The organism is Chryseobacterium sp. S0630, assembly GCF_024158915.1.
GTDB lineage: Bacteria > Bacteroidota > Bacteroidia > Flavobacteriales > Weeksellaceae > Chryseobacterium.
Genome location: NZ_JAMZGF010000001.1, coordinates 56,787 through 70,370, shown reverse-complemented (window position 1 = coordinate 70,370; position 13,584 = coordinate 56,787). Strand labels below are relative to the sequence as shown.

General features: G+C 35.6%; 8 protein-coding genes and 1 pseudogene. 2 read left to right on the top strand and 7 right to left on the bottom strand.

From position 1 onward, the window contains the following. Positions 1-2 precede the first annotated feature (2 nt). The 4 genes and pseudogenes from NK356_RS00325 to NK356_RS00310 form a co-directional block, all read right to left on the bottom strand. A complete protein-coding gene (locus NK356_RS00325) occupies positions 3-482 on the bottom strand; it encodes a hypothetical protein (protein WP_253315905.1) in 480 nt (159 codons plus the stop codon). Continuing rightward, positions 482-1,357 carry a Qat anti-phage system associated protein QatB gene (gene qatB, locus NK356_RS00320; protein WP_253315904.1) on the bottom strand — a complete coding sequence of 292 codons (876 nt, stop codon included), beginning with the start codon at positions 1,355-1,357 and terminating at the stop codon, positions 482-484. The genes NK356_RS00325 and qatB overlap by 1 nt, the downstream gene beginning before the upstream one ends. A gap of 10 nt (positions 1,358-1,367) precedes the next feature. Then, positions 1,368-3,221 carry a P-loop NTPase fold protein gene (locus NK356_RS00315; RefSeq protein ID WP_253315903.1) on the bottom strand — a complete coding sequence of 618 codons (1,854 nt, stop codon included), beginning with the start codon at positions 3,219-3,221 and terminating at the stop codon, positions 1,368-1,370. Between the two features lie 235 nt (positions 3,222-3,456). Further along, a pseudogene (locus tag NK356_RS00310) lies at positions 3,457-3,639 on the bottom strand (magnesium chelatase domain-containing protein); the annotation flags it as partial. A 282-nt stretch (positions 3,640-3,921) separates the two neighbouring features. On the opposite strand from NK356_RS00310, the gene NK356_RS00305 reads away from it, so the two are divergent. Both NK356_RS00305 and NK356_RS00300 read left to right on the top strand, forming a co-directional pair. Continuing rightward, positions 3,922-5,130 carry a PepSY domain-containing protein gene (locus NK356_RS00305; RefSeq protein WP_253315902.1) on the top strand — a complete coding sequence of 403 codons (1,209 nt, stop codon included), beginning with the start codon at positions 3,922-3,924 and terminating at the stop codon, positions 5,128-5,130. 10 nt (positions 5,131-5,140) lie between these two features. Next, positions 5,141-7,264: a TonB-dependent receptor gene (locus NK356_RS00300; RefSeq protein ID WP_253315901.1), complete on the top strand. Its 2,124-nt coding sequence runs from the start codon at positions 5,141-5,143 to the stop codon at positions 7,262-7,264. A 133-nt stretch (positions 7,265-7,397) separates the two neighbouring features. Here the strand turns inward: NK356_RS00300 and NK356_RS00295 are convergent, their stop codons facing one another. The 3 genes from NK356_RS00295 to NK356_RS00285 form a co-directional block, all read right to left on the bottom strand. Further along, positions 7,398-8,600 carry a hypothetical protein gene (locus NK356_RS00295; protein ID WP_253315900.1) on the bottom strand — a complete coding sequence of 401 codons (1,203 nt, stop codon included), beginning with the start codon at positions 8,598-8,600 and terminating at the stop codon, positions 7,398-7,400. 6 nt (positions 8,601-8,606) lie between these two features. Continuing rightward, positions 8,607-10,967: a TonB-dependent receptor gene (locus NK356_RS00290; RefSeq protein WP_253315899.1), complete on the bottom strand. Its 2,361-nt coding sequence runs from the start codon at positions 10,965-10,967 to the stop codon at positions 8,607-8,609. Between the two features lie 320 nt (positions 10,968-11,287). Further along, a complete protein-coding gene (locus tag NK356_RS00285) occupies positions 11,288-13,582 on the bottom strand; it encodes a multicopper oxidase domain-containing protein (protein ID WP_034692060.1) in 2,295 nt (764 codons plus the stop codon). Between the last annotated feature and the right edge of the window lie 2 nt (positions 13,583-13,584).

The following is a 13,584-nucleotide window of genomic DNA, read 5'->3' as shown; positions in this document are numbered from 1 at the left end:
GCTCAAATAAATGAATCTAGACCACCTGAAAGTAATGATACTTTTGTGATACCTTTTGGATTTCTATTTTCTGGCAATACAAAATCTCTAATTTCTTCACTCTGCCTAAATATAAATTCCCACCTATCTCCACTTAAAAAGCTTAGATATTTGTTAAAATCTTCACTTACAGCATCCCAAATTTCAAAATCTTGTACTGGAAAATTGACAATGAAATATCTAGACCATCCCTGAAAACCATTATTCTTTCTTGATACAACCTGATCAATCGTGTATATGGCAAGGGCAAAATTTAATAAGTCATAAATTACATTATTGGGTACTAGACCTGAATGACCTAGATCTCTTAATATATTTTCCTTGACCATTTTATTCACATCCGTATGATCAAGTTGAATTTCCAGTACGTCTTCTTGCTGATCTTCAGTGTATTGAAACGTATCAGAGCTATGTATTTTTACTATTATATTTTTTGTTTTCATTATTCAAGTGTTGAGTATGCAGTTTGAAAAATTTCTTCTATTATTATATAATTCACGCGATCATTCAAATTAAATGTTTCAATTGGAATATCTCGATACCTCTCAATTGTCTCAGCTTGAATAAAATCTTTAACTTGTATTTCTAAATTTATAACTTCTCTTTCTGTAACATCACCTCTTTCAATTGCTCCGCCAAGCTCATACATCCATTTATTAAAAATATAGTTACTAACAAACTCAATAAGTGTATCTTTTATTTGTTCTAGATTTAATTCGTTTATACTTGTAAAGTCACTTCCTTCTTCTTGCATTTTCCCATACAATGAGTCTAAGGTAGAGATAAGAGCTTCACGTGCTATAGCTTCATCATTTGTTGCGCCAATTGGTGCTAATGCATTAGCTATTGCTATACAAACCTCCTCCGAGGTTCTTCCGATAAACTCATCTATTCCTAACCCCTGTAAAGCATTTGCTATCCCTCCTTCAGCTATACTTCCTAAGAAGCTAGCATAATTTTTACCTGTTATTACACCTTGCACAGCGGCTCTTGTTGCTCCTCTATTTCCGCCTAAACTGTTTAAATAGTTTTTGCCAGCCTTTCTAATTGATGCTCCAGATCTTGCATTTGATAGTCTAGTTAGAGCTCCTTTAGATTTCCCCCAATCTTTGGATTGATTCAATGCATTTATTTGCTCAAGAGTTTCATCTTGAGGTTGTTCTTCTTGCTGATCGTTATTTGCAGTATCAGTTTCAAGATCATTATTTTCGGTTTCCGGTTGTTCATTTTGTTCTCTTTCCGGTGGATTAGGATTAAACCAATCAGGTAAAAGAGGTGGAGATCCTGTTGGCCCTCCGTTTGAAGCTGATGTTCCCATAATTTATTAATTATTTTATTTTTTTTCTAACAATCTTTGCAAAATTTTCATTAGCAGATTTACTCCATATATTAAGAAGATGGTTTAAAGCTTCGGGATTAGAAGTTTTCAATAACCTATCAGTAAGTGTTATAGCGATTAGTGGTAATTTATGGTCTGGATATTTTGTAAGAAAAGTAATGGCTTGTGATTTCAAATCTGATTTTTCCTCACATAAATAAAATAATGCTTTAAAAGCTTTGCTGTCATTAAGGTTTTCTTCCTGCTTCACCTTTTCTGTCAAAGCTTCAAAAACAGATGCTGCTTCGCTAGAAGATAATGTACTTAGTGATTTTATTGCAGATTTACGAGCTATTTCAGAATCACCTAATAATCTCCGAATTGTTTCTTGTGCCTTTGGAGTCATACGCTGAAAATTAACTGCGCTAATTGTTAATTTATCTCTAGAGAAATAGAAGTAAGGTTGTAAATTTTCTTTTCCTAATTTAGGCTCACTTTGGATCCACTCAACAATCCAATTATCTTCTAATAATATTTTCTCTTCTGAGCTTGCTTCATCTCCTTCTGATATATCCTTAGGCTCAGCATTTTCCTGTCCATAAGTAATTGTTTCTAATTTATCTATCAGAGGAATAGCACCATTGTTCCCTGCTTGAATATCATGGAAATCTGTAAATGTTTCTGGCTTAAAATATTCTAACAACATTAATTTTGCAAGCACCCTTTTCTTTAATTCTATCCCTTTTGCAGAAGCCATGCTAATTCTTATTAACAGGGTATTAAGAAATCTTTTTGCTTGTCTAGGGTTTCCATTTAAACCAGTACTCAAAACCGGTACTATCTGAGAACAAAGAGCAATTGCATCCTCAAACTCCTGATTACCGATATGAAAAAAATCAGAAATATTATTTTGATCTAAGGCAAAATCAAATCCATTTGTTGATTTTGCCTTTATAACCTCATTTCTTCTCAATTCAAAGTCAACTGTATCTACAGAATATAATTGAGAAAATAACAAATTAACATATGTCGTTAATTCTATTTTATTTAAAGGAGGAATTCGAATAGGATATTGAATTAATTTTTCTAGATAATCTCTACCTATCTCAAGATTTTCTCCAGCTAATTCAGGAAATCTTCTTTTAACAGCATATTTGATTAATCTTTCATCTGCTCCAATTACAAAAGCCGTTTTCTTAGTAAATAAAAAAAGCTTAATCGCTTCAAGAGTACCTATTATTGTATCTGGAGAACAACGATCAAGATCATCTATAAATACTATAATTTTGTCTATTTTTGTTTCATCAATAAGTGATTCAAAATTTTTGTGAAATTCCTGGATATTATTTCTCAGACTCTCGTCTGAGTCTTCCATTTCTTTTCCTTGTCTTTCTTTTATATATTTTTCATAATCCCCATCACTCATTTTACCCATTGCATCAGCCAATGACACCCCAGCAAGTCCTACCGGTCCTAATGTTAAAAAACTCATTCCATATTTCAACGATGATCCTGCAACTTTAATCCAATCTATTCTTTTTAATAATTTAGCCGCATATTTAATAGCTTTCTCTGAAAATGTTCGTTTGTTTATTATTTCATCTACAATTCGACCCATTAATACAGATTTTGCATCTTCGTATCCCTCAAATAACCATCCGTTAAATTTAATTACCAAAATATTTTTTTCATTTTCGTATTTTTTTTCAATCATTTTCATTAAACTAGACTTTCCACTTCCCCAATCTCCATATATTCCGATACTACAAGGTAATAGACTATCTTTATCAATTATTGTTGTAACTGCTTTCATTAAATAACTATAATCAATATAGTCTGAAAGAGATTCGTTGTCATTCCACATACTTTAGTGATTTATATCAAAATTAAAATCTAATCTTTATAACTTTTTACGGTAAACCGTAATTCATGTATTATTTTTGAGAAAATAAACAATTGCACTAAAATTCTTAAAAATTAGTGAATAAACATTCAGTAAAAACACGGTATTTCATGTTGTATTAATACAATGATATTATCATGAATGTTATAATTTTATCATTTTTAGTTGTATATTATCATTTACTTTTGTAATTGACACCAGGAATTTTAAATCCTACATTTTTCAGGGCTGCAGAAATTCTATAACTGCTTTCCTTAATAGCGTTATCAGGAAGCCCTACGAGATGATACCCTACTCCTCCGGTATCTACATTCACTTCAATAGTAATGGTCTGTGCAGCCACTCCATGAATGGCACTTCCATAAATTTTGATCAGCATGGTGTGTTTTTGGAGTAAAAGTAAACAATATAGTATTTTGAAAATCTGAAAGTTACATTAATGATTTTCTATATAAATAAGCATAACTAAAAACATATTAATAAAAGAGCATTGAGAGAGGTTCTTCAAAGCTATTAAGATTTCTATGTTGTTCAGATTGCATACATCCTAATAAAAATCAGGTTTTAAAGGAGAAATAAAGTTATCTCGCTGTTTAGAATTAATATAAATAAAGTTATATTTGTGGCTTATTTATTTTTAATAAGACTAAATAGATATAAAATGCAGAAGACCGGTCATAAAAAATCCAAAGGAACCTTCAAAAAATATATTCTGAAAGCTCATTTATGGCTCGGATTATTATCAGGTATCATTGTACTAATAGTTTCTTTGTCAGGTGCATTTTTTGTTTTCAATGAAGACATTACCGCTGCATTGCGTAAGGAAACAACCTTCCATGGAGAAAAAGATATTCAGCATAAGAAACCGATTCCTATACGCGAGCTAAAAGATATTGTGAATGCCCAGCTGAAAAATGAAATCGTAAAAACAGATGAAGTAACGATTCCTATAGATCCTGCCCGCTCTTATCAGTTCGGATTGATTAAAGTTAATGAAGAGGGCTGGAATCACTTCAATACCTTCATCGTTTATAAAAACGTTTATGTAAACCAATATACCGGGAAGGTACTCGCCATATATGATGTAAAAAATAATCCTTTCTTTATCTGCATGACTCTGCACCGCTCGTTGCTGCTAAGCAATAAAATTGGCGGTACTATCGTGGGAGTATCTACCATTATCTTTGTCATAATGCTGATTACGGGAATTATTCTATGGTGGCCGAAGAATAAAAAAATGCGTCAACAGCGTCTATGGTTCCGTTGGGAGAAAGTAAAAGGCTGGCGACGTAAAAATTACGATGTACACAATATCCTTGGGTTTTATGCCTCTTTTCTTGCGTTTGTTGTAGCCATCACGGGTATTATGTATTCGTTTCGGATTACGCAAGTATGGGTATATGCATTACTGAATGGCTTTTCCACTGCTACCCCAGATTTCAGTCAATATAAAACAACAGCTCCGGAATCTGTGGAGACTGTAACCACCATAGACCGTATTATAGAACAGGTAAAAACTCATTATCCGAAAGCTTATTCTTTTGGAATTGATCTGGAAGACCATGCTGAAGCAGATCACAAACACGATAATTTAAGCATCTGGATCAAGGATAAAGAGTTTACTTATGCCGAGTCTTCGATGATGATTTTCGATGAACATTCGGGGAAGCTTTTATTTAACCATCCCCACGAAGACAAACCTATGGCAGAAAGGGCTACAGATGCTACATATGATCTTCATGTGGGAGCTTTTTTCGGAATGCCCGGAAAAATTCTGGCCTTTATTATGAGTTTATTCTGTGCCTCATTGCCCATAACCGGATTTATGATCTGGTGGGGCAGAAAAAATAAAAAAAAACCAACAACCTAAATCTATTATCATGAAGAAACACTATATATGGCTCCCTTTAATGGCGAGCCTGAATGCCTACGGACAGACAGAAAGTCAGAACGATTCTTTACAGACAGATAAAATCTCAGAGATTAGTGGCATCGTAGTAAGAGGGAGCAAAGCCGTTTTTCAGCAAAAAGCTGATAAAATGATTTTTAATGTAGAGAATAGTGTATTGTCTGATGGTACCACAGTTTTGGAATTGCTTGGCAAAACACCCGGTGTGGTCGTTTCGCAAGAAGGTGAACTCTCATTACGGGGCAAAAAAGGAGTAAGTGTAATGATTAACGGTAAGCTGAGCTCACTGTCGGCAAAAGAGCTTGCCAACCTGTTACGTTCTACCAATTCCACACTGGTAAAAAATATTGAAATAATTGCCAATCCTTCGTCTAAATACGATGCTGCTGGAAATGCGGGCATCATCAATATTGTACTGAAAAAAAGCTCATCAGAAGGATTGAGTGGCAACTATTATCTTAACGGAGGAAGAGGTCGTAAAAACAGAATAAATACAGGATTGAGCCTGAACTATACTCACAATAAACTCTCTCTACACGGAGATTACAGCTATACTTTTCGTGGGGAAGAAGAAAAACGGGACTTTAGTCAGATTTTCTTCGATGAGAATCAACCTCAGCAAATGACCCGGAGAACAGATCAGAACTCCATGACCAATGAGCCTTTAACTTCTAATAACTTTAAATTTGGCGCTGATTATGCTTTTAGTGATAAAACAACTATTGGGGCTTTATTTGATGCTAAAATAGGGAGATATGAAGATTTTTCGAAAGGGGAAAACAGAATATTTCAGCCGATAGACAACCTGTTTGCTCATGTACTTTCAGATAATAAAAGCAAAGAAAACTGGTACGATTATACTTATAATTTAAAGGGTACCCATATCTTCAATGATAAGGATTATAAGGTAGATGTGGATCTGGAATACGAAACTTCACGTTTTTCTTCAAATCAGAATCAGATTTCAGATGTATTGGTGAATCTGGGAACAGAGAAATTCAACAATAGAAGAGGTAGCATTGCTTCCCGCCTGAAAGTTTTCAATGCTAAGGCAGACTTTACGCTGCCTTTCAGCGAAATGCATAATCTGGAAACAGGATTAAAGTCGACTATAAAGTCTAATAACAATCCTTCGGAATATTTTATACAACAGGGTGAAGAATGGATTAATGATGATAAAGCAAGTAATGAATATGCATACAAAGAGCAGATACATGCATTGTATGCCAACTACAAACTTAATCTTACGAAATGGACATTTCAGCTGGGGTTGAGAACAGAAATAACCCATACGGATATCAACCAGAAAACTTCCAAGGAACAACGAAAAAGAGATTATACAAACCTTTTCCCAAGTGCATCAGTAAAATACCAGATGAATGATCAACATGGGTTTTATGCCTCATACAGTAAAAGAATCAACAGGCCAAGCCACTTCGATTTGAATCCGTTTCGTTTTTATGATGATCCTTTCAACTACTGGCAAGGAAACCCGAATCTGAATCCGGAATTTACCCACGCAACAGAATTGGGATATACCTGGGGCAAATACATTATTGCATCAGCCTATTTTAGTGTTACAAATGATGTAATGACAGAGGTATACAACTATCAGCCAGACACAGGAATCCTGGTAAAAACTCAGGATAACCTGAACAAATCTTATGTATATGGTGCCAATATTACGGCTACTACAAAGCTTTTTAAATGGTGGTCGCTTACTTCTATGCTGAATGTATTCAACAGTGAATATAAGGGTAACTACCAGAATTACTCGGTCAACAGTTCACAACTGGCATTTACGTTGAACGCACAAAACAGCTTCAGCATTGCAAAAGGATTGAAAGCAGAGGCTAATGGACAGTATTTTTCGAAATCTAATATTGGCTTGTTTATCCGTGATGCTTATTTTGACCTGACACTGGGGGTTTCTAAAACATTATTAAAGGATAAAGCAACCGTAAAGCTTGCCGTAACTGATTTATTAAAGACCAATAATTACCGTGTAACAGGAAATAACTTCAGCTCTACCATCCGACAAAAATACAATCTGGACAGCCGTGTGGTAACGCTGTCATTCAATTATAAGCTTTAAAAGAAATAAAACCTCTCAGACAGCTTAGAATAATCGGTAATCATTTACAAAAAACCGGGTCTCAAAAATTTTTGAGACCCGGTTTTCAATCAAATAAACATTTTATATTTTCTACGAAATTTATACGCTATAATTAGTCATAAAATTTATCGAAACGGGCAAATCCGGAAATACTGTTGGGAAGCTTCATTCCTTTGGTTATCTTATCCGTTTGCTGGTCATAAATCCAGACATAGTTTCCTCCTTTACTGGCATTTACAGCAATGTATAATTTGTTATTCTGAACAAACATACCTTGTTCGTAAGGTTCATCTCCCGGCAATTCGTCCAGAACCCTTACCAACTGTTTGGTTTCGATATCTATAATAGCATACCGACCATTGTAGCTGCCTCCTAATGCCTGATCACGGTACAGAACTACCATTTTATTGTTACCGATATAATCGATAACTGTTTCCAGAGGCTTCCCACCAACAAGATTGGTAAGATTGATCTGATATCCTGCATCCGGCGAAGTTGCGCCTTTAAGAGCCCTGAAAAGGAAAATATCACTTGTTCCAGCTCCTGCACGTGGAAAGCATGTGTAATAAAAAGCTTCTTTATCTTTTGTAAAAGTAGTTTTGAAATAGGGAGAACCATTGGCTACCCCGGAACTTCGGTTATCTGTTATGGAATTTTTTACTTTGAAGGTATTATAATCTATTACAGCAAAATTATAAAATTCCGGAGTGAGCCATTTACCATCACGGAAGCTGTACTGCAAATAGATTTGTCCATCCATATACGTCATAGCGCCTAGTGAATAAAAGTTATAAGCATTTGGGAAAGGCTGAAATCCTTCAATCTCACCCTGACGGATAATACTAAGGTCAGCAGCATTGAAAACACTATAGCGTATATGCTGACCATCACCTGTATCTCCAACAATAACCAAAGTATTATTATCTATCCAAACATAGCTGGCAATGTCACTGATATAGGTATAAGGCACTTCTTTTACAGTGGTCAGCCTATCCTGTGTATATTTAAATTTTTTGAAAATACCCTGATCGGTTTTATAGTTGTAGATAAAACCATTTTTTACAATGTAGGAGTAAGTTCCTTTGGAATTAATTTCATCTCCTTCTTTGGTAATATCCATTTCGCCTTTTGTCAGGTCATTGGTAGCCGTCATGTAATGTACCGTATTGGGCCAGCTTCCGAGAGCGGAAAGTAAAAAATATTTATAGTCTTTTTCACCACTTTCAGAGTCACTGAAACCAGGTTCGCGTTCGCAGCTAAAAATGGTTAAACATGCAAGTATTAAAAGTATACTGTTTTTGAAATATTGTGTCATGATCTTTTACTTAAGTAGGTATCTGAATTTTAAATAGAAAGCACGTCCCTGCTTCTGAAGTTTGAAATTGTCATAAGCCAGTGCATCCCCAACGTTGCTTACATCAAACGCCAGATTATATCTTCCGTTCTTCATGGAATAACTTATACCTATGTTGTGAAGCGTTTGTCTTGGAATAATCGGAATGTTGCGGGGATTTCCATAGGATTTCCAGTTTTTGTAGAACCATTCTGTCATCTGTAGTCCGTAGTAAAGCTCTATCCTGCTGTCTTTCTGAAACCAGTCGTCTTTACCAAGGCTTACATTTACATTTCCAAATAACCAAGGCTGGTTGGGAACATCTTTTTTGTAAGTAGCCGAAACTACATCTTCACTGTTATTGGCAAATTTTGTATTGTCATACGCTTTGTTGTAGCTCACATTCATTAACACGTTCAGGAGTCTTTTGTATTGGTAACTGATCTCTCCTTCCAGTCCTCGTGTAAAGATATTAGACAGGTTTTCATATTTGAAAGTACTGTTATATAAATTGGGAACGGTATAAATGAAATCCTTTGTATCCCGAATATACCCTGCTCCTTCTATACGGAAAGCATGCTGCCCCCAATGATGACCATAGTATAACCCTACGTTTACATTATTACTGGTTTCAGGTTTCAGATTCATATTACTGGTTACAGCAACTCCGTCTCCGAAAATTTCCTGTGGTTCTACCAAACGATAAGAGCGTTCAAAGGATCCTTTTATTCCTAATTCTTTTGTAATTTTCACAGTGGTAGCAAGACCATAGCCCCAGCTGCTAAAATTGTCCTTTGCCGGATTATCAGTTCTGGTCACCGGATCGAAAACCATTTTCTGAAGTCCTACCTGATAGTATTTAGCAAAGAAAATATTAGTCCAATGCTTATTGAAAAACTCCTGTTGATAAGCCATAGACAAAATCTGTTTGGTCATCTTCGCCGGAGGTACATTCTTTTTTTCCTCTTCAAGTTGATTGAATGTGGTATTCTTAAGATAATCAAGTACATAATTGAAGATAAGCTTGTGATGCTCAACTATTTTGTAAGTAGCCCCAACCTGTGAGTAAAGACGGTCTTCATGCTGCATGATGATCGTTCTTCCTCCTTTTTCACTTGTTGCTGAAGGTTCAAAAGTATTATCCCAGCTGTATTTACGCATAAGGGTATCTGTTGCTTTCTGAAAGCTTTTTGAGAAACCGGCATACACATTCACATCCAGATGATCATTGAACAGACCTGTTTTTTTATACTTCATAAAGTAATTATGAGCCTGTCCGTTTTGCTTTACCCCTCCATATACTACTTCCTGATTGGAACCGGTCTGGATCTGTTTGTCAAAAACGGATTGTGACATTCCCACAAAGAAAGAATCTGCCCAGCTTTTGTTTTCCAATCCTACTTCAGCCATCCCAAAAACAGATTGATACCTGTCATTAAAACGTTTCAGGTCTTTTAGCTCATATTCGTTTTTAGCAGCATTCCAGATTTTCATATCCTTCATCAGATAGTCGTTATCCGAATGGTTATAAAAACTGTTGATACGCATGATAATTCCGGTTTTATCATCTTTAAACTGTCCATTCAGATTGATACGCTGTGTATTAAAAGAACCAATACTTATACTTGCATCCAGGTAATTTTTGCTGCTTGACGGCGTAATAATATTGACCGCTCCACCCATAGCATCTGTACTTAAATGGATAGGAACTACGCCTTTATAGATCTCTACACGGTCTGCCATATTTACAGGTAACGTACTCAGATCCACACCTTTTCCAAGCATTTCCAAAGGAACACCATCGATAAAGAATTTCACTGCTTTACCTGACATTCCATTGATAGAAAAGTTATAATCGGAACCTATACCTCCCTGTTGGCGGACTTTAATCCCTGTTGTTCTGTTCAGAACCTGATTAAGATCTGCTGTGGTATTGGCCAATTTAGCAACATCAATAGCATTAACAGTAAAAGCACCGTCTTGCAGTGCTTTTACTTTACCCTTGCCGTGTACTACAACTTCTTGAACAGCCGCATGATCATCAGCTAACTGGATAATTACCGGAGATACTTTGCTACCAAAGTTTATTTTCTTTTTGAGTTTTTTGTAACCATCCAGACTGAAGACTAATGTAGCTTCTCCTTTCTTGTAACTAATCTTGAAATTTCCGTTTTGATCGGTTTTTGTATTTATTTTTGTGTTTTCAACAAAAATATTTACTCCATTTAATCCCTGCATTGCGTGATTCTGTACAGCTCCCTGAACTGTAAAATCAGCATCCTGTGCTTTAATGAGGGAAATTGTAAGGGTAAAAATGAGAAAGATAAAAATACGCTGATACAATTTCATTATTTATAATTATTATAAATAGCAAAATTAAAGGTTCACCTGTAAACTCCCAAAGGAAAAAGGATTTTATTTTTATTTGTTCTAATTATAATTAATATTGATTGATTGATAAATTTTCTTTAAAATCATAACAAGCTTACATTCAGCTATAAATATAAATCCATTGTTGTACTTTATTTTGGTCTGTATGAAAAAAGTCATGTGGAAAGCAAAACATTCCGCTAAAGTATATTCGTCTATATATCTAAAAGAAAGAAGCAGCCATTAAATAGCTGCTTCTTGTAATTGAGTAATTATTAATCTTTCTTATCCCCTATCATTTAATACGCTAAAGAAATTCCTGCTCCCCATCCCATATCACTGTCATAGTGGGCACGAATGCTTACATTTTTATTAAGAATATACTTTAATTCAGTCATGTATTCTTTATCGGTATTGACCATAAAACCTCCTCTCAATCGTTTTGAGATTGGAATATCTTCTCTCATCAACTGTAAACGAACGATACCGTCATGATATACTTCTGCCTGAAAGTTCACAAGCATCGGAAGAGTATACACAAAACCTAAGCTCACCGCTCTTCGGGTATCTTTTTCATTTTTTTGTCCAAAGATATTTTTCTCCTGCTCATCAATTCCCATTTTTCTATAACGAAAGTCGAATCCTACAAATGGCATAAACCACTGCATCTTCCCGATGTATCTTCCCAAATGCGTTTCCACTTCATATCCGTGCATATCATTATAACCTAAACGCCATTCTGTAGAGAGGTTCCATCTTGCGGTCTGAAGCATTGCATCCCCATCATTTCCATTGGTTGCAAAGTCATTCTGAATCATAAAATGGGGCATATTGCTTTCTCTCTGAAGCATGTTATAGGCTTCTTTTTTGTCTGGTAAATATGGATTTTTATAATCATCTACTGCAAAAACCCTATTCATTCCTGCCATCATATGATAAAGGATATGGCAGTGGAAGAACCAGTCTCCTTCTTCATTAGCCTGAAATTCAATCGTATCGGTTTCCATTGGCATCACATCCAGTACATTTTTCAGGGGAGACTTTTCTCCTTTGCCATTAATTACCCTGAAGTCAAAACCGTGTAAATGCATCGGATGTCTCATCATGGAATTATTATAGATGGTAATTCTTAATATTTCTCCTTTTTTTACCGGGATTTTATCGGTTTCAGATAAGATTTTATTATCCATGCTCCACACATAGCGGTTCATGTTTCCGGTGAGGGTAAATTTTAATTCCTTTACGGGAGCATCTTTAGGAAGCTCTGTGTTATGAGGAGATTGCAGCATGGCATAATTCAGGGTTTTAATATTGCCTAAAGCATTGGCATTATACCTGTTGCTATCCATGTTCATTTCCTTATCCATTCCTTTATCTGCATTCATATTGTGCTGGCTGTGATCCTGTTTTTTCTTCCCATCACCTGTGATCTCAGGGTACATCACCACATTCATATCCATTTGATTAAGGCTCATTTTCATTCCCATATCATTCAGATCTCCGTTCATTTTCATCATGTCATTCATCATTTTCATTCCTTCAAAGTATTTAAGTTTGGGAAGAGGAGAAATGAGTTGTTTGATTCCATTACCTACAAAGTAGCTTGCAGATTGGGTTCTGTCTTCTGTAGTAGCTAAAAATTCATAGGAAACGCCATCCTGAGGAATGGTTACTACGACATCATAAGTTTCAGAAACAGCAATAATCAGTCGGTCTACTTCTACCGGTTCCACATCGTTACCATCATTGGCCACAACCGTAATTTTACCTCCTGCATAGCGTAACCAAAAATAGGAAGAAGCTCCTCCATTTGAGATCCTTAAACGTACTTTATCTCCTGCTTTTAGTTTTTTGCCGTCTACAGTTTTTAAATCTGTACTGTTATTTCCATTGATTAACACTTTATCATAATACACATCACTTACATCCATGGCCAGCATGCGTTTCCACTCATTGGTCAATTTTGTTTTAAAGTGACCTTCTTTAATGGCTTCTACATAAGACTGTGTGGCGTTTTTCTTAATCGCTGCCCAGTCATTCGCGTTATGCAGCATTCTGTTGATATTATCAGGATTCAGGTTCGTCCATTCACTTAAAATAATAGGAACTGTAGGCAGGTCATCAATTCCTTTTCTGAAGGTTTTGTCATCCTCTCTTTTTTTCATGACGAAACTTCCATACATTCCAATCTGTTCCTGAAGCCCGGAATGGGAATGATACCAGTGTGTTCCATGTTGAATAACCGGGAAACGATAGGTATAGGTAGCGCCAGGCTTTATGGGCTTTTGGGTCAACCAAGGTACACCGTCTTCTTTATTGGGCAAAAATACTCCATGCCAATGCAGTGATGTACTTTCTTTCAGCTGATTGTGGACTACAATTTCTGCGGTATCTCCTTCTGTAAAGGTAAGAGTAGGCATTGGTATCTGTCCGTTAACAGCGATGGCCCTTTTTTCTTTCCCGGCGTAGCTGACCAGGGTATCTTTTACATATAGCTCATATCGTACTACTTTCTGTGCTAAAACACCTTGCCAGCAGAAGAAAATCAAAACTGCCTGAAGTAATCTTATGGTGATATTCTGAGGTATATTGATTG